The organism is Pseudomonas sp. P5_B2, assembly GCF_056400445.1.
The window spans coordinates 1-24,122 of the sequence record NZ_JBFULH010000030.1 but is presented as its reverse complement, the minus strand read 5'-3'; the positions used below and the strand labels follow the sequence as shown (position 1 = coordinate 24,122).

The 24,122-nt window shown below is 61.6% G+C and carries 2 protein-coding genes and 2 pseudogenes; all 4 read right to left on the bottom strand.

Translation table 11 applies throughout. The annotated features are described in order from the left end of the window. Window positions 1-137 precede the first annotated feature (137 nt). The gene (locus AC1DRJ_RS05815; protein WP_477801259.1) at window positions 138-1,094 is read right to left on the bottom strand and encodes an alpha/beta hydrolase; all 957 of its coding nucleotides are present in this window, start codon (window positions 1,092-1,094) and stop codon (window positions 138-140) included. 92 nt (window positions 1,095-1,186) lie between these two features. Beyond that, window positions 1,187-12,949, bottom strand: a complete 11,763-nt coding sequence (locus AC1DRJ_RS05810; RefSeq protein ID WP_477801258.1) for a non-ribosomal peptide synthase/polyketide synthase — start codon at window positions 12,947-12,949, stop codon at window positions 1,187-1,189. A gap of 86 nt (window positions 12,950-13,035) precedes the next feature. Beyond that, window positions 13,036-14,823 (bottom strand): annotated as a pseudogene (locus AC1DRJ_RS05805) (amino acid adenylation domain-containing protein); the annotation flags it as partial. A 60-nt stretch (window positions 14,824-14,883) separates the two neighbouring features. Beyond that, window positions 14,884-23,742: pseudogene (locus AC1DRJ_RS05800) on the bottom strand (amino acid adenylation domain-containing protein); the annotation flags it as partial. Window positions 23,743-24,122 lie beyond the last annotated feature (380 nt).

The window sequence follows — 24,122 nt, the reverse complement described above, 5'->3', positions numbered from 1 at the left end:
ATTCTTATGTGAGAACTCGGTCGAATGTGGGAGCGGGCTTGCTCGCGAAGGCGATAGTGTCTCCACCGGAGATCCCCTGGGCCAGACACAAAAAAACCGCCACCCCTGAACCAGCAATGGCGGTTTTTTGGCTCGACTCAGACCCTGGAACGCACCCACCCCGCCACTTCCGCATGTATCCCCTCAACCTCCCCCAACAACCCCGCCATGCGCATAAAGTCATGGGTCATGCCCGGCTGTTCCAGCAACGTCACCTCATTCCCCGCCGCACGCAGCCGATCGGCATACGCCACCCCTTCGTCATGCAACGGATCATGTCCGGCCAAGTACACCAACGCCGGAGCCACTCCCGACAGGTCCGCCGCCAGCAACGGCGAGCAGCGCCAGTCCGCGAGGTCTTGCGGGGTGCGCCCGTAATGCGCATAGAACCAGTCCAGCGTTGGCGTTTCCAGCAAATACCCCTCGGCGAAATCCCGATGCGAGGCGCGTTTTGTCGTCGCATCTGTCACTGGGTACAGCAGCACTTGCGCCTTGGGCTTCAACGCCAGTTCCTCAGGCTCACGCACCGCCATGATCGACAATACCGTGGCCAAGGTCGCGCCCACGCTGTCACCCACCAGCGCCACCCGATTCGCATCCAGTCCCCGCGCGGCGCCTTCACGCACCAGCCAGTTGCCGGCATCGCAAGCGTCCTGCACCGGTGTCGGGAAACGCCACTCGGGCGCCAGTCGGTAATCCACGGTCAACAACGCAAAACCACCCTGTGAGGCCAATCGCCGACACAGCGCATCATGGGAATCGAGGCTGCCGACCACATAACCGCCGCCATGGAAGTACAACACCACTGGTTGCAATCCCTCGACCGTTTGCCCGTCGCGATACAAGCGCGCCGGCAGGCCATGACCGTCGCGCGCAACGACAGTGAATTGTTCGCAGGCCACAGTGTCCAGCGGCACATCGAGAAACCCCGACGACGCTTCAAAATCGATCCGAGCCTGTTGTGGCGACTGTTCATGCATCGCGCGACTTTTGCCGGTCATCCGGCCGAACTCGGCGAGTTCGAGAAATGCTTCCAGTTCTGGCAATACGGCCATGGGAAAATCCTTCACACAAAGAGATCATTAATCGGGCAGTACAAAACCCTGGAGCTGATGAGAATCCTCGCCACAGGGTGTTCATCGATCCTTTAGGCAAGGGTCAATCTGCGTTCCAGCAAGTCCTCAAGCTCATCCAGCAATTCATCGCCGCGCAACAGTTCGTAGTGCCCGCCCGCCAATAAACGATCTACGCCGTGACGGCCGACCTGTGCCTCAAACACCCGCCGTTCATCGTCGCGTCCGGCTACCCACCAGCGATGCGCCATGGCCTGAATCGTCGGCAGTTGTCGATGGGCCAGTGCCAGTTGCTTGAGGCGTGAACCGGTGGCAAAGATCTGCGTCAGTTCCCCCGCACCCAATGCGGCTTGCCCGTTAGAACCGTGCATGGCCGCCTCGATCACCGCGATAGAGCCCTCGCGCTCGTTCACGTCAGCGGCTTTGAGCGCGATCAACGCCTGCGCCTCATCGGCTGGCAGACCGAGCACAAATCTCAAGAAATCGCCCAGATCTTCACGCCAGTCCCCCGCCTCTGCAGTGCCCACCACGTAACTGTCGACCAGCCCGGCAAACGCAACCGTTTCACCCTGGGATTCCAGTTCGTGAGCGACCAATTGCGTCAACGCTCCGCCCAATGACCAGCCCAGCAAGTAATACGGCCCGTTGGCCTGCTGACTACGAATCCGCAGTGCATAAGCCTGAGCCATGCCCAACAACGATTCGTCCTGCCATTGCGGGTCGAGCAACATGCGACATTGCACGCCGTACACCGTGTGCCGGCCTTCCAGGCGCCGCGCGAGCGGTTCGTAGTCGAACACCGTGCCGAAACCGGCGTGCAGGCAGTACAGCGCCGGCACATTCGGGATTCGCGCATTTAACGCCAGCAACGGGTCTGGTGCCTTAGCGGGGTCGGCCACCTGGTAACCACTGAGTTCGGCAATGCACGGTTTCTGCATCAAATCCCGCAGTTTCAATTCAAAGCCCAATTGCGGCTGGCTGCGTACCCGTGAGATGACTTTCAGCACTTGCAGCGAGTCGCCACCCAGTTCAAAGAAATTGTCGTCGATGCCCACCTGCGGTACGCCGAGCACCTCTTGCCAGATCACGGTCAGCGCCGTTTCCAGCGCGTTACGCGGCGCGCGATAACCGCTGAGCGCCCACTCAGGCGAAGGCAGTGCGCGACGGTCAAGCTTGCCGTTGGCCGACAGCGGGAAACGCTCCAGCACCATGATCCGCGCCGGCACCATGTAGTCCGGCAGTTGCGCTTGCAGTTCAGACTTCAAGCGACGATCCAGCCCGACAGCGCCGGCCGCCACCACATAACCGACCAATTGCTTGCCGGTCGGCGTGTCATGGACCACCACGGCGGCGTCCTGCACCCCGGCACACTCACGCAAATGCGCTTCGATCTCGCCCAGTTCGATACGGAATCCACGGATTTTCACCTGCTGGTCAAGCCGCCCGAGATAGTCGATCAGCCCGCACTCGCGCTGGCGCACCAGATCGCCAGTGCGGTACATGCGGCCACCGGCCTCGAACGGATCAGGGATGAAACGCTCGGCGCTCATGCCGGGACGCTGCTGGTAACCCCGCGCCAGACATTCACCGCCCAGGTACAACTCACCGCTGACCCCCACCGGCAACGGGTTGAGATCGGCATCCAGCACATACAATCCACGCCCGGCCACACCACGACCAATCGGCGCATAGGCCGCTTCGCAGGTTTCGCTGGCCTCGGCACGCCACAACAGCGGCGTGACCACAGTTTCGGTCGGGCCATAACCATTGACCAGACGCTGTGGGCGCAAGGCGCGTTTGACCTGTTCGAAACTGGCCTCCGGGACCGCGTCACCGCCAAAGCAATACACTTCGACCATCGGGGGATTACCCAGGCGCTCAGCCACTTCGGCCATCTGTTGCAGGTACGCCGGCGGGAAGCAGGCGACGGTGACGGCATGCCGATGCAGCACTTGCAGGGTCTGTTCCGGGGTCCACAAACTGTCCTCGCGAATCACCAGACTGCCGCCGGCCAACAGCACACTCAGCCAGCGCTCCTGAGCGCCGTCGAAGGCGAACGACATAAAGTGAAGCTCACGACTGCGTAGTGCCAGTTCGTAGAGGTCGATGATCCCTCGGCAATGCCGGGCAATCGGCCCGCGTTCTACGGCCACGCCTTTCGGTTGGCCGGTGGAGCCGGAGGTGTAGATCAGGTACGCCAGATGCCCTGGCAAAGGGTTCGAAGCCGGGCACGCGTACTTATCGGTAAAGCTCAACTGATCGAGAAGCAAACGTGGCGGGTGATCCGCCAGGGTCAACCGATCACCCAGATCGCTATCGCAGAGCAACAGGCTGGCGCCCGAATCGCTCAACATGTAGGCCAGCCGTTCGGCCGGGTACGCCAGGTCCAAAGGCAAGTAAGCCGCCCCTGCTTTCAGCACCGCGAGGAACGCAACAATGGTGCGTTCGGAACGCGGCAACGCGACCGCCACCAGACTTTCCGGGCCGATACCGCGCCCGATCAGTTGCTGCGCCAGCCCATTGGCCTGTGCCTCAAGCTGCGCATAGCTGACTTGACGGTCTTCGCAAATCAAGGCGACTGTCTGCGGCTGAGAACGCACATGCTGATTAAATGTGTTCAGCAAATCGGCGCTATCCGTCGACGCTCGCGGCAGGCTGATGCGCGATTCAGGCAAGCCAATATTGCCGAGCTGACAGGTGGCATCCTCCGGCAATGCACGCAACAACCCTTCAAGCTGCGCACGAATTCGTTCTACTTCTGCCTCACTGAAGCGATCCCGCAGGAACAGGTACTCGACTTCCAGGCCTTCTTCGTTGGCACTGACCATCAAGTCCATCGGGAAGTTAGTCACGCCACCACTGCCGACCTCGGCGAAGCGCAATTCCCCTTCCTCGCCACCGCGCAACGCACGGTCCACCGGATGGTTTTCGAACACGATGATGCTGTCGAACAGGCCCTGGCCGCCCTGCCCGGCCCAACGCTGAATGTCCGACAACGGCGTGTGCTCGTAGTCGCGGACCATCAGATTGTAATCCTGCAACTCGCGCAACCACTCGCCCAACGGCTGTTGCGGGTCGAGGGTCTGGATTACCGGCAAGGTGTTGATAAACAGACCGAGCATATCCTGCGCCCCGGCCAGTCCCGTCGGGCGCCCCGCTACCGTGGCGCCGAATGCCACGCTGCGTTGGCCGCTGTGACGTTGCAGCAACAACAACCACGCGCCTTGCACCAGCGTGTTGAGGGTCACGCGCTGACGCTTGGCGAACGAGTGCAGATTGCGCGTCGCATCGGCATCGAGGTTGCTGTACATCACGCCGTGACCGGAACCTGCGGCACCGGAGGCCTTGGCCAGGATGGTCGGTTCTTCGAGCAACGCCAGGCGCTCGCGCCAGAAGCCTTCGGCCTGTGCACCATCCTGACGTTGCAGCCAGGCGATGTAGTCGGCGTAGCGCCCGGTCAGGGTCGGCAGAGTGTCGTTGTGGTAAAGGCGCAGCATGTCGCCCAACAACCGCGAGGCGCTCCAGCCGTCCAGCAGCAAGTGGTGGTAAATCCAGATCATCTGGTAACGGTCATCACCGAGGCGTACCAGAATGAAACGCATCAGCGGCGGGCAGCTCAGGTCGAAACCCTTGGCCTGTTCCGCTGCCGCCAGCTCCTTCAACGCCTGTTCGGTATCGCTGCGCTCACGCCAGTCGAGTTCTTCAATCGGCAACTCGACATCGACGAACACAGCTTGCAGCGGGTCGGCCAGACCATCGCGCCAGCGGAACGCCGCGCGCAGCACTTCATGACGCTCAACCAACGCCTGCCAGGCCGCACGGAAACGCGGTACCTGCAAACCGTCCACCGCCACGCTCAACTGGTTGACGTAGGGATTGAGTTCCGGCGAGTCGAGGCAGTGGAACAGCATGCCTTGCTGCATTGGGGACAATGGATACAGGTCTTGCAGGCCGTCGCGGGCGGCGATGTCAATATGTGGCACCAGCGAGAAAGCATCGACTTTCGGCGCATCAACCAGCGCTGTTTCACGACGGCTGGCCACTGCGGCCAAAGCACGAATCGTCTGCTGTTCAAACAGTTGCTTCGGACTGAACACCAACCCGCGCTGCCCGGCACGACTCACCGCTTGCAGCGAGATGATCGAATCGCCGCCCAGTTCGAAGAAGTTTTCGGTGACGCCCACCGATTCCAACCCCAACAGTTCCTGCCAGATCTCCACCAGCAAAGCTTCGGCCGGAGAGGCGGCGGTCACGTGATCGTGTTGCTGTCGAGTGGCTTCAGGGGCCGGCAGCCCTTGGCGATCAAGCTTGCCGTTCGGTGTCAGCGGCAAMGACGCCAGGCACATCAAATGCGCCGGCAGCATGTGCGCCGGCAAGCGGTTGCGCAGATGAGCCGTCAGTGCTTCACGCAACACCTGCTCATCGGCGAGCGGATCGCGCGGCACCACGTAACCGACCAATTGGCGACTGACCGGGCCCTCGCGGTCGATGACGAAGGCTTCACGAACGCCTTCGTGCTCGAGCAGGCAGGCTTCGATTTCACCGAGTTCAATCCGGAAACCGCGAATCTTCACTTGCTGATCAATACGACCGAGGTATTCAACAACACCGTCGGCACGGAATCTTGCGAGGTCGCCACTGCGATACAAGCGCCCGCCCGGTACGAACGGATCCGGCACAAAGCGTTCAGCCGTCAGGTCCGGACGTTGATGGTAACCCCGCGCAACGCCCTCGCCGCCCAGGTACAACTCACCCGCGACGCCCACCGGCAGCGGCTGCAAGCCACCGTCCAGGATATAGGCGCTACGATTGCCCACGGGCCGGCCAATCGGCATGAATGCCGAGTCGAATTCGGTATCCGGGTAGGCCAGCCAGATCAGCGGCGTGATCACCGTTTCGGTCGGGCCGTAGCCGTTTATCAGGCGCTTGGGTTGCAGCACCTGCTGGACTTCATCGAACGCATGTTTGGCCATGCCTTCCCCGCAAGGGGTATAGGAACGAATCGGCAGATCACGCCCCGCTTCGCCCATGAAATCGGCGATTTGAGACAGATAGGTCGGGGTGAAGCAAGCGATGGTGATGCCGTGTTTCTCGATCTCGGCGCAGGTGCGCTCCACACTCCACAACTCATCGTCGCGGGGCATTACCGCGGAACCGAACACTAGCGGCGTCAACCAGCGCTCGTGGGCGCCGTCGAAGCTGATCGAAGCGAATTGCAGCTCGCGGTCGTCCGGGGTCATGCCGTACAGCTCGCCAATCGACAGGCAATGCATGGCCAGCGGACCGTGGGCCACGCTGACGCCTTTGGGCCGCCCGGTGGAGCCCGAGGTGTAAATCAGGTACGCGAGGTTTTCACCGCAAGTCAGGTTGCCCGGGTTGGTTTCAGCCATCGATTCCAGCGGTTCGCGGTCGACTTCCAGCACCGGAAGACCTTGCGGCAACGGCAGTTTTTCCCGCAGCCACGATTGGCTGATCAGCAGAGAAATTCCGCTGTCTTCCATCAGGTAGCGCAGGCGTTCGGCCGGATACGCCGGGTCCAGCGGCACGTAAGCGCCACCGGACTTGAGGATCGCCAGCAGGCCGATGATCATTTCCGGTGAACGCTGCATGGCCAGGCCGACCCGCTCTTCCGGGCCGATGCCCAGTGCGCGCAGGCGGTGGGCCAGTTGATTGGCACGACGGTTGAGTTGGTCGAAGCTCAGTTCCAGGTCGTTGAAGATCAAAGCCGTGGCATTCGGTCGGGTAACGGCTTGAGCTTCGATCAGTTGATGCACGCAAAGCGGGTTTTCCGTTGCGCTGAACGCGAGGTTCCACTCGACCAATTGTTGCGCACGCTCCGGCGCGGTCAGCAGGTCCAGTTCACTCAATGCAGCGTTCGGCGCGGCGACCATCGCTGACAGCAGCGCAGCCAGATGCTCGCTCATGCGGGCAATCGCCTCCGCGCTGAAGTGAGCGCACTGGTAACTCCAGTTCAGGCTGAGCTGGCTTTCTGCGGTGGCCGCCAGCGTCAACGGGAAGTTGGTGCGTTCGTGGTTCTGCGGGATAGAGAACCTCAACCCGGCCGGCGCGCCTTGTTGCAGCGCCTCGGCCACCGGGAAGTTTTCGAACACCAGCAGGCTGTCGAACAGCGGCTCGCCGGCACGTCCGGCCCAGCGCTGAATGTCACCCAACGCGGTGAATTCATGTTCACGCAATTCGAGATTTTGCGCCTGCAAACGGCTCAACCAGTGGCCGACGCTTTCAACCGCGTCCGGCGTGCTGATCACCGGCAAGGTATTGATGAACAGCCCGAGCTGGCTTTCCGCGCCTGGCAAGTCCACTGGCCGGCCGGCCACTGTTGCGCCGAACACGACGCTGCGTTGACCGCTGTAACGCTGCAACAGCAGCGCCCACGCACCTTGCACCAAGGTGTTGAGCGTGACTTTTTGCTGGCGGGCGAAATCGCTGAAGCGTTGGCTGGTGACGACGTCGAAAGTCTGGCGATGATCAGCAAACGCCACCTTCGACAGGTTTTTACTGTTGCTATGGGCCAGCGTCTGAGCCAACAACGTCGGATTGTCGAGGTTCGCCAATTGCTCGCGCCAAAACAGCTCATCTGCCTGCGCGTCCTGACGTTGCAGCCAGCCAATGTAATCGGCAAAACGCCCGGTGGGTGCCGGTACTTCCAGGCCGGCATAACGCTGCAAGACTTCGCTCAGCAGCAGCGAATTGCTCCAGCCATCGAGCAACAAGTGATGGTGGGTGTAGATCAGTTGCTGGCGTTCATCGTCGAGTTGCACCAGAGTCAAGCGCATCAATGGCGCCCGAGTCGGATCGAGTTGCAGGCGTTCGCTGTCGCTCAACTGTGCCAGTGCTACGACCTGATCGCTGCGACCGCGCCAGTCGAGGCGGGTTATCGACAATTGTTGATGACGGTGGACCAATTGCACCGGCGCTTCGAAGCCATCTGGGAAGTGGAAACTGCTGCGCAGGATTGGATGGGTGTCGAGCACCGCTTGCCACGCGCGGCCCAGTCGTTCGGCATCGAGGCCACGGGCTTCGACGCTGAGCTGGTTCACGTACGCGCAAGACGCTGACTCGTACAAGCTGTGGAACAACAAACCGGCCTGCATTGGTGACAGCGGATAAATGTCCTCGATCTGCGCCGGCGGCACCTGCAGGCCATCGAGTTGCAACTGAGTCAGCCGCGCCAACGGGAAGTCCGCCGGGGTCACGCCACCCGCGCCATCGCTCAGGCAATGGTCGATCAGCGCCAGCAGTTCGCGCTGGTAATCCGCGGCCAGCGCTTCGATCCCGCGCTGATCAAAGCACTCGCGGCTGAAGGTCCAGTCGAGTTTCAGCTCACCGCCATAAACCTGACTGTCCACCGACAGCCAATTTGGCAACGGTGCATCCGCCGATTGCGCAGCACCGCTGGATTCGCGCGCTGGAATGAACAACGCGTCCTCAGTGAAGCTCTGGTCGAACTGGCCGAGGTAGTTGAAGGTGACCCGCGCTTGCGGCAATGCGGCCAATGCCGCCTGGGTCGACGCATCGCCCATGTAGCGCAGCAGGCCGTAACCCATGCCCTTGTGGGGAATCTCGCGCAGTTGCTGCTTGATCGCCTTGATCGAACCTGCAAGGTCAGCGGTCGGCGTCAGGCGCACCGGGAACAGGCTGGAGAACCAGCCGACGGTGCGGGTCAGGTCGATGTCGTCGAACAGCTCTTCGCGACCGTGACCTTCGAGTTGAATCAGCGCCGAGGCATCGCCGGCCCAACGGCTGAGGGTGCGGGCCAGTGCGGTCAGCAGCAAGTCGTTGACCTGCGTGCGGTAGATCGCCGGCGCCTGCTGCAGCAATTGGCGGGTTTGTTCGCAGTCCAGACCGATGCTGACGCCTTGGCGCAGATGCCCGGCCTGACTGGCGTGGGCATTGGCCGCTGGCAGCGAATTATTCACCACGCTGAGCTGCGCCTGCCACCAGCTCAGTTCGCTGATGGCAGCTTCGGAGCGTGCATACACGGCGAGTTTATCGGCCCAAGCCTGGAAGGCGCTGGTTTTCGGCGGCAGGTCTTGCCCAAGGTAGGCTGCCTGCAAATCTTCCAGCAACACCCGCCAGGACACGCCGTCCACCGCCAAGTGGTGGATCACCAAGAGCAAACGCTGGGAACCATCGGCCTGCGCGATCAACGCCACCCGCAACAACGGGCCGTCTTGCAGGCTGAGGCTCCGTTGCGCTTCGTCGCACACCGATTCCAACGAGGCATCGTTGGCGACGCGGGCAGTCCAGAGCATGTCGATCACATCGCTGCTATCGGCCCCGACATAACGTGCCGACCATTGGCCCTCGAACTGACTGAAGCGTAAACGCAGGGCATCGTGTTGCTTGAGCAAGCGTTGCAGCGCGGCTTGCAGGCGCGGCAGTTCGAGCGTTTCGCGCGGGGTCAGYAACACCGCCTGATTCCAGTGCGCTCGTTGCGGGATGGGTTCGTCGAAGAACCAGTGCTGGATCGGCGTGAGTGTTTGCACGCCGTCCACCGGTCCTTGTTGCGCCTGTGGTGCCGCTTGTTCTTTCACTACAGCTGCCAGTGCTTGCAAGGTCTGCTGCTGGAACAGATCGCGAGGTTGCAGGCTCAGACCGGCACGGCGCGCGCGGCTGACCACCTGAATCGAGATGATCGAATCGCCGCCCAGTTCGAAGAAATTGTCCTGACGACCGACCTGCTCCACGCCCAGCACCTCTTGCCAGATCTGCGCCAGCACCTGTTCGTGCTCGCTGCGCGGCGCTTCGAAAGCGCGCTGACTGACTTGCGCGGTGGGCACAGGCAGGCGTTTGCGGTCGAGTTTGCCGTTGGGGCTGAGCGGCATTAGTTCGATCAGCACGGTCTGCGCCGGCACCATGTAATCCGGCAGACTGKCGAGTAAATGGCTTTTCAGGGTTTCACGCCACGCGCCTTGTTGATCGGTATAGGCGTCCAGCAATGCGCGATCCTGCGGCACGAGGTACGCGACCAGTTGCTTGCCGCTTGGACCGTCGAGGGCCAGCACCACGGCTTCCTGCACGTCGGCATGTTCTTGCAGGCGCGCTTCGATTTCGCCCAGTTCGATGCGCAAACCGCGAATCTTCACTTGATGGTCGATACGCCCGCAGTAGTCGATGGCGCCATCCGCGCGATAACGCGCCAGGTCACCGGTGCGGTACAAACGCTCGCCGCTGCCGAACGGATCGACCACAAAACGCTCGGCGGTCAGCGCGCCACGACGGTGATAACCACGCGCCAGACCGACACCGCCGAGGTACAACTCGCCCACCGCGCCCAGCGGCAACGGTTGCAGTTCGCTGTCGAGGATGCAGGTGCGCAGGTTGGCGATCGGGCGACCAATCGGCACGCTGTCGCGCCCCTCTTCGACGCAAGTCCAATGGGTCACGTCGATGGCTGCTTCGGTCGGGCCATAGAGGTTGTAGAGGTTGGCTTGCGGCAGGCTGCGCAAGGTCTGGCGTTGCAGCTCCATCGGCAGCGCTTCACCGCTGCAAATGATGCGTGTCAGCGAGGTGCAGGCCAATGATTCGTCGGCCCCGATGTACGCTGAAAGCATCGACGGCACAAAGTGCAGCGTGGTGATCGCCTGTTCGACGATCAATGCTGCGAGGCGTTGCGGATCGCGATGCTCGCCGGGCGCGGCGATCACCAGGGTGGCGCCTTTCATCAGTGGCCAGAAAAACTCCCACACCGACACGTCGAAACTGAACGGTGTTTTTTGCAGCACACGGTCGGTCGGTAGCAGGTTGTAGGCGTCTTGCATCCACTCCAGACGGTTGTGCAGCGCCACGTGGCGGTTGCCTGCGCCTTTGGGTTTGCCGGTCGAACCGGAGGTGTAGATCACGTAAGCGAGGTTTTCGGCGACAGCCAGGTTGGGCAAATCAGTGCCCGTCAGATCGCTCAGCCAATCGGCCTCGGCGCGCAGGCACAAGGTTCGCACGTTATCGGGGGTCGGCAATTGCGCCAGCAAATGTTCCTGAGTCAGCAGCAAGGAAATGCCGCTGTCTTCGATCATGTAACTCAAGCGATCCAGCGGGTATTCCGGGTCCAGAGGCACATACGCGCCGCCCGCCTTGAGAATCGCCAGCAGCCCGACAACCATTTCAAACGAACGGTCGCAGGCAATCCCGACGATCACTTCCGGGCCGACACCTTGAGCGCGCAAGTGATGGGCCAAGCGGTTGGCACGCAGGTTCAGTTCGGCGTAACTCAAGCTCTGGTTCTTGAACACCAACGCCGTCGCCTCACCGTTTTCGACTACACGCTCTTCGAAATGGCGCTGCACACAGACTTCACCCGGATAAGCGTGAGTCGTATCGTTAAGGTCATCAAGAATGCGCAGACGCTCGTCGGCATCCAGCAGTGGCAATTCGGCCAGCGGGCATTGCGGGTTCGCCAGCACACCGGCCAGCAAGTTGCGCCAATGACGGGCCAAATGCTCGATACGCCCGGCGTCGAACAGATCCGTGGCATAGGTCAGGCTGGCGAACAGCTGGTCGCCCTCCTCCTGCGTGTCCAGTTGCAGGTCGAACTGCGTGGTGTGCGCCGTGGCATTCAGCGCCTCGACGCGCAGTCCCGCGAGCAAGCCGCTGACCGCCGCCGGTTTGGCTTGCTGATGGTTGAACATCACCTGAAACAGCGGGCTGTGGCTGAGGCTGCGCTCACCTTGCAGCGCTTGCACCAGCCGCTCGAACGGCAAATCCTGATAATCCTGGGCGTCCAGCGATGCAGTGCGAGTCTGATCGAGCAATTGGCTGAATGGCTGACGCCCATCCAGTTCAGCACGCATGACCTGAGTGTTAATGAAGAAGCCGATCAGACCACGGGTTTCCGCGCGATTACGGTTGGCAATCGGCACGCCGACGCGCACATCGGACTGGCCGCTGTAGCGATAGAGCAACGCCTGGAAGCTCGCCAGCAACAGCATGAACGGCGTGACGCCGCGCTGTTTGGCCAAGTCCATCAGGCCGATGGCCAGATTTGCATCGAGGGCGAAATCCAGACGCGCACCGCGTTGGCTCGGTTGCGCCGGGCGTGGGCGGTCGGTGGGCAATTCCAGCAGCGGTTGTTCGCTTCCCAGCGTGTCGCGCCACCAGGTGAGCTGACGCTCCAGCTCCCCCGCTTCCATCCAGCGGCGTTGCCACAGGGCGTAATCGGAATACTGGATCGGCAGCGGTTCCAGCGCTGCATTCTGTCCTTGGCAATGCGCGGCGTAGAGCCGGGAGAATTCCCCCACCAGCACACCCATCGACCAGCCATCGGTGACGATATGATGCAGCGTCAGCAACAGAACGTGATCTTCGGCGTCCAGTCGCAACAGACTGACCCGCAGCAGCGGACCGTGCTGCAGATCGAATGGCCGCGCGATTTCCTGTTCGACGCCTTTCATCGCGAGATCAAGGCGCTTTTCCTGTGGTTCGCCGCGCAAATCAATTTTCTCAATCGGCAGCGAGGTGAACTCAGCCAGCGTCTGCACCACCTGACCATCGTCCTCGACAAAACGGCTGCGCAGGCTCTGATGCCGCTCCAGCAACACGTCGAAGCTCTGCTGCAACACCGCGACATTCAGCGGTCCATGCAAGCGCAACGCGGCCGGAATGTTGTACGCAGAGCTTTGCGGATCAAGCTGCCAAAGGAACCATTGGCGCTGCTGTGCGTACGACAGTTCGAAGCTCGTTTGCGCCTCCGCAGCCGGCGGAATCGGCAGTTGGCCGAAGCTCACGCCCTGCTCTTGCATGCGGCTCAGAAACTCGCGGCGCTTGTCGGCAGGCAGGCCGGCGAAGCGGCTGGCGATACGTTGGGCGGTGGTGTGTTCCATCAGTTGATCTCTATCGCATCGAGAAGCGACTCAAGCGCATCAAGACGTGCATCGTTGTCAGCCGGGGCGTGTTGCCCAGCCATGGCGGCATAAGCCTGCAGGTCGGTGGATTCGAACAGCGCGCGCAGCGGTAGCTCGATGCCCAGTTCCAGTTCCACACGGGCACTGGCCTGGGCGGCGAGCAACGAATGCCCACCCAATTCAAAAAAGTTGTCCCGCCGGCCGATCTGCGCGACGCCCAACACTTCGGCCCAGATCGTCGACAGTTGTTGTTCGAGGGCGCCTTCGGGGGCTTCGAACGGGTGTTGCCATTCCTGCGCATCCGGCACCGGCAAGGCCTTGCGGTCGAGTTTGCCGTTGCCGGTCAGCGGCAAGGCATCGAGCATCAACCAATGGCTCGGCACCATGTAATCCGGCAGATCGACCTTGAGCGCCGCGCGCAGGTTGTCGCGCCAGGTGATCGGGTCGTGTGGGATTTGTTCAGCCACGACATAAGCGCAAAGCTGTGGGCCGCCGTCGCCGTTGTGCACGCTTAATACCGCTTGGCGCACGCCCGGTTGGGCCAGAAGTGCGGCTTCGATTTCGCCGAGCTCGATGCGGAACCCGCGAATCTTCACTTGCTGGTCGATGCGCCCGAGGTAATCGATGCCGCCGTCAGCTCGCTGACGCGCGAGGTCGCCACTGCGATAGAGACGCTGCGAGGGGTCAAACGGACTCGGGACAAAACGCTCGGCGGTCAGGCCGAAACGCCCGTGATAGCAGCGCGCCAGGCCTGCGCCAGCGATGTACAACTCACCCACGACGCCCACCGGCACCGGCTGCAACTGGCTGTCGAGCAAGTACCAGCGCAGGTCGCGGATCGGCAAGCCAATCGGGCTCTGGGTCTTGCCGTTGAGGTCGGCCAGACGAATTGCCTGATAGGTCACGTGCACCGTGGTTTCGGTGATGCCGTACATGTTGACCAGGGTTGGCTGGTGGTCACCGAAGCGTTCGAACCATGGGCGCAGGCTGGCGACTTCCAACGCTTCGCCGCCGAAAATCACCTGACGTAGCGCGAGGCTTCGTTCGCTGGCGCAAGCCACCGACATTAGCTGGCGGAACGCGCTCGGAGTCTGGTTCAACACCGTCACGCCTTCATCGCAGAGCAAGCGGTGAAACGCTTGCGGCTCGCGGCTGATGTCATGCGGCACGATCACCAGACGCCCGCCGCTGCACAGCGAGCCAAACAGCTCCCACACCGAGAAGTCAAAGGCGTAGGAATGGAACAGCGTCCAGACATCGTCCGGGCCGAAGTTGAATTCGGCGGCAGTGGCTGTCAGCAAACGCCCGACGTTGGCATGACTGAGCAACACGCCTTTTGGCCGGCCAGTGGAGCCGGAGGTGTAGATCACGTAAGCGAGGTTGTCCGGGGTCGCCAGCGCTGGCAGGTTTTCGTCGCTGTAGGTGTCCAACTCCAACGATTCCAGGCTCAGCACCTGCACCCCATCGCGAGCCGGCAAACCGTCGATCAAGTGCCGTTGAGTCAGCAGCAGCGTGATGCCGCTGTCTTCGATCATGTAACTGAGGCGCTCGGCCGGGTATTGCGGATCGAGCGGCACATAAGCCCCGCCGGCCTTGAGAATCGCCAGCAACCCCACCACCAGCGGCATCGCCCGCTCGGTGGCGATGCCAACGCGCACTTCAGGCCCGACGCCCTGTTCACGCAGTTTGCGCGCCATTCGGTTCGACTGCGCGTTGAGCGCGGCGTAGGTCAGTTGCTCGCCTTCGTAGACCAACGCGATTGCGTCTGGCCGTTGCTCGGCTTGAGCTTCGAATAGCTGGTGCAACGTCGGCGACAGCGGTTGCGCCTCGAATGCCGGGTTCCAGTGCTGGATCAACGCCTCGTATTGCGGAGCTTGCAGCAACGGCAGTTCGACGACGCGTTGCTGTGGGTCGTTGACCACCGCACGCAACAGGTTCAGCCATTGCTCGGCGAAACGCTGCATCGACGCCTCGTCGTACACATCCGTTGCGTATGTCAGGCTGGCATCGAGTTCTTCGCCCTGTTCTTGAGTGTCGAGTACCAGATCGAATTGCGCGGTGTGTTGCTGCCAGTGCAGACGCTCGACCTGCAAGTCGGCCACCGAGCGCTCGACGTTCGCGCCCATTTTTTGCTGATGGTTGTAGAGCACCTGGAACAACGGGCTGTGATTGAGGCTACGGTCCGGCTGCAAGGCGTCGACCAATTGCTCGAACGGTACGTCCTGGTTGGCCTGCGCACCCAATGCAACCTGTTTGACCTGTTGCAGCAACGCACTGAACGGCTGCTGCCCGTCGATCTCGGCACGCAGCACTTGGGTGTTGATGAAGAAGCCGATCAGGCCTTCGGTTTCAAGGCGCGAACGTCCCGCACTCGGTACGCCGACGCTGATGCTCGACTGCCCGCTCTGGCGATGCAGCAAGGTCTGGAAACTCGCCAGCAACAGCATGAACAGCGTTGCTTGCTGCTCTTGGGCACGTTGGCGCAAACCGGCGAGCAACTCGCGATCAACGTTCAGCATCAGGCTGGCGCCGCGCTCCGTGCGACGTGCCGGACGGGTCAGTTCACTCGGCAACTCCAGCGGTGTTTGGTTGCCGGCCAGTTGCTCGCTCCACCACGCCAGTTGCCGGGCGCCCTCGCCGGCTTCCAGCCAGTCGCGCTGCCAGCGGGCGTAGTCGCTGTAGTTCACCGGCAGGCTAGCCAGACCGGCAGCGCGACCTTCAACAGCAGCCTGATACAACGCGCTGAATTCATCGACCATGACTTGCATCGACCAACCATCGGCGGCGATGTGGTGTACGGTCAGCACCAGCACGTGTTCGTCGGTGTTCACTTGCAGCAGCAACACGCGCCACAACGGACCGTTGCGCAGGTCGAATGGCCGGGCGATTTCTTCGGCCACAGCGCTGTCGACTGACGATTGATCGAGCGTGCGCTGTTCCAGTTGCAGCGCCAGCATGTCGTGCAGCACCGGACGCGCCTGCTGACTGTCCTGTTCGAACGTTGTGCGCAGGGTTTGGTGACGGGCCTGCAATTGAGAGAAGGCTTCACGCAGGGCATCGCGGTTCAGCGAGCCCTTGAGGCGCAGAGCGGCGGGAATGTTATAGGCCGGGCTTTGCGGGTCGAGTTGCCAGAGAATCCATTGGCGCTGCTGGGCGTACGACAGCATCGGCGGTTGATCGAATGATGCAGGTTGCAGGATTGGTTGGCCGTTGACGCTCGCCAGCGTTGCACGCTCGGCAAACTCCGCCAGATTCGCGGCCGAAAACAGGCTGCTTACCGACAGTTCTAGGTGCAATTGCTGACGCACCCGCGAAATCACCTGAAGCACTAGCAACGAGTGCCCGCCCAGCTCGAAGAAGTTGTCGTCGCGGCCCACTTGCTCGACCTGCAACACGTCCTGCCAGATCAGCGCCAGTTGCGTTTCCAGCCCTTCGGCCGGGGTCACGAAAGTGTGTTGTGCATCGCTGGCTTCAGCACGCGGCAAAGCGCTGCGGTCCAGTTTGCCGTTGTTGTTGAGCGGCAGTCTGGCGAGCAGGATCAGCTGGTTTGGCACCATGTATTCCGGCAGAGACTGTCGCAGAACGGCTTTGAGTCCTTCCAAATAGTCAGTTTCAGAAACCACCGCATCGCTGGCCACGACATACGCCACCAGTTGCGTGCCGTCCTGAGCGATGACCGCCGCTTCGCGCACGTCCTCGCGGGCTTGCAGGCAAGCTTCGATCTCGCCCATTTCGATGCGAAAACCGCGAATTTTCACTTGATGGTCGATACGGCCGACGTATTCCAGATGTCCGTCAGCGTTGTAGCGTGCCAGGTCGCCGCTGCGGTACAGCCGTGCGCCCGGCTCACGGGCGAACGGGTCCGGCAGAAAACGCTCGGCGGTCAGTGCCGGTCGATCGAAGTAGCTTTGCGCGAGGCAGGCCGGCGCGCCGATGCACAATTCGCCAACGCCACCGTTGGGCAGCAATTGGCCGGACGCGTCCAGCACATACAACGCACGACCGGCGATGGCACGACCAATCGGGATGCCAAAGACGTCGCTGGCATCGTCGAGTCGGCATTCATGCACGCTGGACACCACTGTCGCCTCAGTCGGGCCGTAGGTGTTCAGCAGTCGCACGTGGCTCAATCCGGCCTGATGCCACAAACGCACACCTTCGACCGACATCGCTTCGCCGCCGACGTGCACCTGACGTAAACCACCGAGATCGCGCACCACGCCGCTGACGCATTCGCGGGCCAGCAGGTACCAGTAAGCGGCGGGCAAGTCCGCTACGGTCACGCCCTGCTCGACTATTTCAGTGGCCAGTCGGCCGGCATCCCATAACGCATCGCCGCGCATGATCAACGCCGCGCCGACGCACAGCGCCGGGAAACATTGCTCGACAAAGCCATCGAAACTGAAGGTCGCAAACTGCAACACGCGGTCCGCTGTCGAGAGCACCGAATAGTCGGCGGCTGTCTGGCAGAACTCGCGCAACGCGGCATGGGCGATGGCCACGCCTTTGGGTTGGCCAGTGGAGCCGGAGGTGTAGATGACGTAGGCCAGGTCTTCGGCGACCGCGTGGTTCTGCGGATCGTTTTCAGGATAGCCAGCGTTGTCACTGACGATAAGACGCGGCACGCCTTGCACATCGTCCAGCTGACCGGATTCGCACAGCAGCACGTCGAGGCGGCTGTCGTCGATCATGTAGGCCAGACGTTCCGCCGGATAGTTCGGGTCCAGCGGCACATACGCCGCACCGGTTTTCAGCACGGCCAACAGGCTGACGATCAGGTGCGGGCCACGGCGCAACGCCAGACCGACACGCGAGCCTGGGCCGGCGCCGTTTTTAATAAGACGATGGGCCAGACGGTTGGCCTGGGTGTTCAACTGCGCGTAGCTCATGGATTGGCCGTCGGCCTGCAACGCCAGCGCTTGCGGGGTGACGGCAGCCTGAGCGGCGATTTGCTCGTGGACCAATAAGGCTGTGGACAACTGAACCGCCACCGGTTGGCAGATCGCAAGCAACGCCTTTTTTCCATCGACATCGAGCAGTTCCAGCGCACCCAATGGCGCCTCCGGCAGCGCCACCAACTGCATCAGCAAATGCTGCAGATTGGCTGACAACTCAGCGACCTGCGCCGCACTGAACCGCGCCGCGTCGTAGCTGAACTCCAGGCTCAAGCTTTCACCCAGCTCAATACCCAATGTCAGCGGATAATGCGTGCGTTCGTGGTTGTGCAGGTTGCCGAATGACAATCCGGCCGGTGCGCCCTGTTTCAGCGCTTCGGCCACCGGGAAGTTTTCGAACACCAACAGGCTGTCGAACAGCGCCGAACCCTGTTGCCCTGCCCAACCCTGAATGTCGTAAAGCGGCACATGCTCGAACTCGCGCATGGCCAGGTTCAAGCTTTGTAGTTCGCTCAGCCATTGGCTGACGGTTTGCTCAGGGTTCATCGCGCACACCAGCGGCAGCGTGTTGATGAACAGTCCGAGTTGTTGTTCGATTCCCGGCAGCGGTGCCGAACGACCGGCAACGGTGGCACCGAACACCACACAATCCTGACCGGTGTAGCGATGCAGCAACAGGCTCCACGCCGCTTGCAGCATGGTGTTGAGGGTGACTTTCTGTTGGCGTGCGAAATCGGCCAGACGCTGGGTTGCGCGACTGTCGAGGGCGACTCGATACTCTTCGCTACCCTCGGCGCACACTGGCGGGCGCAAGGCTTCGGCGAGCAACGTCGGCGCTTCCAGCGGTGCCAACGCGGCTTTCCAGAATTGCTCGCCAGCGTCTGCGGATTGCTGCTGCAACCAGCTCAAATAGTCACGATATTGCCCGGTCGGTGCCGGCAGCGATTGCCCGGTGGCGTAATGCTGGATGACTTCGGCCAGCAACTGCGCGTTGCTCCAGCCGTCCATCAAAATGTGGTGGCTGGTGTAGATCAGGTGCCAGTCGTTGGCGTCGGTGCGGACCAGTTTCAAGCGAAACAGCGGCGCACGGCCTAATTCAAAACCTTGGGCACGTTCGGCATCGGCCAGCGCGTCGGTGTCGCTCGCTTGCAGCACTTCTAGCGGCAACGCGACTTCACGGACAATCGCCTGATGCGCGGTGTCTAGGCCTTGCCAGTGGAAGCTGCTGCGCAGAATGTCGTGGCGTTCCAGCGCGGTCTGCCAGGCTTGGGCAAAGCGCTGCGGATCGAGACCTTGAATGTCCAGGCGCAACTGGCTGATGTAGGCGCCGACTTCTGGTGCGTAGAGGGTGTGAAACAGCATGCCTTGCTGCATCGGCGACAGTGGATACAGGTCTTCCAGCATCGCGACCGGTAATGCGTCGAGTTGCGCCTGACTGATGCGCGCCAACGGGAAGTCCGACGGTGTGGCTTGGGGCATTTCAACGGCGCAGCAGTGATCGATCAGCGCATTCAGTTCCTGAGCATAATCGTCCGCCAGACGCTGGATGGTAGCGGTGTCGAACATTTCGCGGCTGAACCCCCAGCTCAGCGACAACTCGCCGCCGTAGACCTGGCCTTCGACCGTCAGCCAATTGCCCAACGGCGCTGAAGGATCCTGCGCCACACCATTACCTTCGGTGGACGGCACGAACATCGCCCCATCGTCGAACTGACGATCGAACTGCCCCAGATAGTTGAAGGTAATACGCGGTTGCGGCAACGCGGCCAGTTCGGCGCGAATTATCGGGCTGCCGAGGTAACGCAGCGCGCTGTAACCGAGGCCTTTGTCCGGCACGCCGCGCAGTTGTTCCTTGATGCTTTTGATCGATACACCGAGATCGCTCGACGGCGCCAGATTGACCGGGAACAGGCTGGTGAACCAGCCGACAGTGCGCGTCAGGTCGATGTCATCGAACAGGTCTTCGCGACCATGGCCTTCGAGTTGGATCAGTGCGCTGCCCTGCCCGCTCCAGCGGCACACTGCGCGTGTCAGCGCGGTCAGCAGCAGGTCATTGACCTGAGTGCGGTAGGCCGCCGGGGCGTGTTGCAGCAATTTACGGGTGTGTTCGGCGTCGAGCTTGAGCTCGATTTTGTGTTCGAAGCGGTTTTCCAGCGCGCCATTGGGGCGTTCGCACGGCAAAGCATTCGGTGCGTTGTTCAGTTGGGTCAGCCAATAACCGAGGCTGTATTCAAAGGCTGGAACCTGCGCTTGCAGACGTTCAACCCAACGCTGATACGTGCTGGTTTTCGCCAACGACACGCTGCTTCCGCTGTAGAACTGCTGAAGATCTTCCAGCAACACGCGCCAGGAAACGCCGTCCACCACCAAGTGATGAATCACCAGCAGCAGGCGTTGTGTCCCGTCGGCCATTGCCACCAGAAGCGCGCGCATCAGCGGACCCTTTTGCAGATCGAGACTGCGTTGGGCTTCGTCGCACAGGGCATTGAGTTCTTCGAGCGACTGGACCTGACGCTGCCACAACACCGACTCCATGATCGGCGCGGCGTAGGTTTGCTGCCAGCCTTCAACGGTCTCTTCATAACGCAAGCGCAAGCTGTCATGGTGGGTCAGCAAGTGCTCGATGGCGCGATTCAGGACCTCGGCGTTCAACGCCTCGCGTGGCACCAGCAGCAGCGACTGGTTCCAGTGCTGACGCCCAGGGATCGCTTGCTCGAAAAACCACTGCTGCACCGGCGCCAGCGCCACCGCCCCCATTGCAGGGCCTTGGTCGATCAACGGCTGCACGCCGCTGCGGGCCGCTAGAGCGAGACTGCGAATGGTCTGGTGCTGGAACAAGTCTTTGGGGCTCAATACGATCCCGGCCTGACGCGCGCGGCTGACCACTTGCATGGACACGATGGAATCGCCGCCCAGTTCGAAGAAGTTATCCTCCAGACCGACGTTGTCGATGGCCAGTACGTCCTGCCAGATCGCGGCCAGGGATTTTTCCAAAACGCTGCGCGGTGCGACGTGTTCGCGTTGTTGCTGCRAACCATCGACCGCCGGCAAGGCTTTGCGGTCTAGTTTGCCGTTGGGGGTCAGCGGCAGGTGATCGAGGAACAGCAGAAACGCCGGGACCATGTAGTCCGGCAGATGCTGGCGCAGCGCGGCTTTCAAGGTTTCACGCTGAGTCGCTTGAGCGTCGACATCGTCCAGCAAGGCTGGATCGCTTGGCACGATGTAGGCGACCAATTGCTGGCCGTTGACACCGTCCTGCGCCAGCATCGCCAGTTCGCGCACGGCGTCCTGCTGCAACAACCTCGCTTCGATTTCACCCAGTTCGATGCGAAAGCCACGGACCTTGACCTGATGGTCGATGCGTCCGATGTATTGCAACGTGCCATCGGCCTGATAGCGGGTCAGGTCGCCGGTGCGGTACAGACGTTCGCCATTATCGGCGAAAGGGTTTGGCACATACTTTTCAGCAGTCATGCCTGGGCGTGCCAGGTAACCACGAGTGATGCCTGCGCCACTCAGGTAAAGCTCGGCGCAGACGCCTTGCGGGACCGGTTGCAGCTCGGCATCCAGCAAATAGCTGGCAGTGTGTTTGAGCGGTCGACCGATGTTCGCGCAGCCGCCGGCCTCGCGAAGGGTCCAGGTCGAATACGTGGTGTCTTCCGACGGGCCATACAGGTCGTAGACATGTTCGACAGTTGGCTGCTGATACAACGCCTCCACCAGACTCTGCTTCAGCGGCTCGCCGGCCAGGTTGATGATGCGCACGCTTGGCGGGATCTGCCCGTCGCGCTGCAACGCATTGATCGCCGACGGCACGGTGTTGATCAGGCGCACCTGATCCCGCGCCGGCAGTTGCGGCAATTCCAAGGCGTTGCGGGCGATGATCACCGAGCCACCGTTGGCCAAAGTGACAAAGAGTTCCCACACCGACAGGTCAAAGCAGACCGAGGTCGAGGCCAGTACGCCTTGGATGTCTTCGCGGCTGTAGACCGATGCCGACCAGTCGATCAGCGCCAGCACGTTGCGATGGGCGATGGCCACGCCTTTGGGTTTGCCGGTGGAGCCGGAGGTGTAGATGACGTAGGCGAGGTTGTCTGGAGTGACGAAGGTTTGCGGGGCATTTGCCGGGTAATCGGCCCATACCTTGTCATCCAGCAACAACACTTGGGTGTCGGCTTTCACGGTCAATGTCGCGGCGACGGATTGTTCAGTCAGCAACACCAAGGCGCGACTGTCTTCGAGCATGTACGCGACGCGTTCGGCCGGGTAATCCGGGTCCAGCGGCACGTAGGCTCCGCCGGCCTTGAGTACCGCCAGCAACGCCACCAGCAACTTTTCCGAGCGCTGCATCGCCACGCCAACGCGAACTTCCGAACCAACACCCAGTTCGATCAGTTTGTGCGCCAGGCGATTGGCCTGAGTGTCGAGTTCGGCGTAACTCAGCTGCTGAGCGCCGAAGGTCACCGCCAATGCATTCGGACTGGTTGCGACTTGCTGGCTGATCAGCTCATGAATGCACAGCGCCTGCGGGACGCTTTCGTCGATGTGATTCCAGTCGTGCACGATGCGCTGGTATTCCGCACTTCCCAGCAGCGGCAAATCACTGATTCGCTGCGTCGGATCGTTGACCATGCCTTGCAGCAGAGTGGTCCAGTGCTGCGCCATGTGCGCGATGGTGTCTGCGTCGAACAGGTCGTTGGCGTACGTCAGCGCAGCGTGCAGCTTGCTGCCCTTTTCGTAAGTGTCGAGGGTCAGGTCGAACTGGGTGGTGCGCCCTTCCCACTCGATCACACCCAGCGCCAGACCGGACGCCGTGCTGACCGTGGCAATGTCCGCGACTTGCGGCTGGTGGTTGTACATCACCTGGAACAGCGGCGTGTGACTGAGGCTGCGTTCCAGTTTCAGCGCCTCGACCAGGCGCTCGAACGGCAAGTCCTGATGGGCCTGGGCGCCGAGGGCGGTTTCCTTGATGGCGCGTAGCAAGTCGTCGACGCGGGTCTGGCCGTCTAGCTGGGTGCGCAGCACCTGGGTGTTGACGAAGAAACCGATCAGGCCTTCGATTTCGGCGCGGTTACGGTTAGCGATGGGCGCGCCGATGCGGATGTCGGTCTGCCCGGTGTAGCGATGCAACAGCGCGTTGAACGCACCCAGCAACAGCATGAACAGGGTGATGTTGTGCTTTTGCGCCGTGGCTCGCAGTTGCTCGGCCAGTTGCGCGTCAACGGCGAATTCGTAACGTGTGCCGCGATAGCTCGGCATTGCCGGACGGGGATGGTCGGTGGGCAGTTCCAGCACCGGGTGTTCGCTACCCAGTTGTGCTTGCCAGTAATCGAGTTGGCGTGCCTGCTCGCCCGCGTCCAGCCAGCGCCGCTGCCACAGGGCGTAGTCGCTGTACTGGATCGGCAATGGCGCGAGTTGCGGTTGTGCGCCCGCGTCGAAAGCGTCGTAGCAGCGGATGAATTCGTCGATCAACACGTTCATCGACCAGCCATCGGACACGATGTGGTGCAGGGTCAGCAGCAGCACGTGCTCCTGTTCGGCGAGTTTGAGCAACGTGACACGCAGCAAAGGGCCGACTGAAAGATCGAATGGCAGCACCGATTGCTGCTCGGCCGCTTGCGCAACAACGAGCTCGCGCTCCGTGGCCGCAAGTGCACTGAAATCCACATGATCGATCACCAGCGATTCGCTGGCCGGCACTTGCAGCAAGCTGTCATCGGCCTGGCGCTGGAACACTGTGCGCAGGGTTTCGTGACGCTCAACGAGACTGGCGAAAGCCTGCTCCAACGCGCGCAGATTCAGCCGCCCGCTCAGGCGCACTGCCCCCGGCAGGTTGTAGGCGCCGCTTTGCGGGTCTAGCTGCCAGAGAAACCACATGCGTTGCTGGGCATAGGACAACGCTTGGCGATCCTCGGCTTCGACGCCAGCGGGAATGGGAAACCGGGCGAAATCAACACCCTCCTTGTGCAAGGCCGCAAGGAACATCTGGCGCTTTTCCAGGGGCAACCCGATAAACCGGCGAGCAAGTTTCAAGGAGTCTTCAGCATTCATTTCTAAGCATCCGGATCAGTGGCGGGAAGCACAAAGGCACGTCGTCCCTATAAAACGAATGCACACAGGAAAAATTAACGAATGAGAATAAGTATCAGGAAGGAGGTAAAAACGCGGAGTGTCAGGTTGGCGAAAGTCAATGTGGGAGCGGGCTTGCTCGCGAATGCGGTTCATCATTCAACATTGATGTCGGCTGACCCACCGCA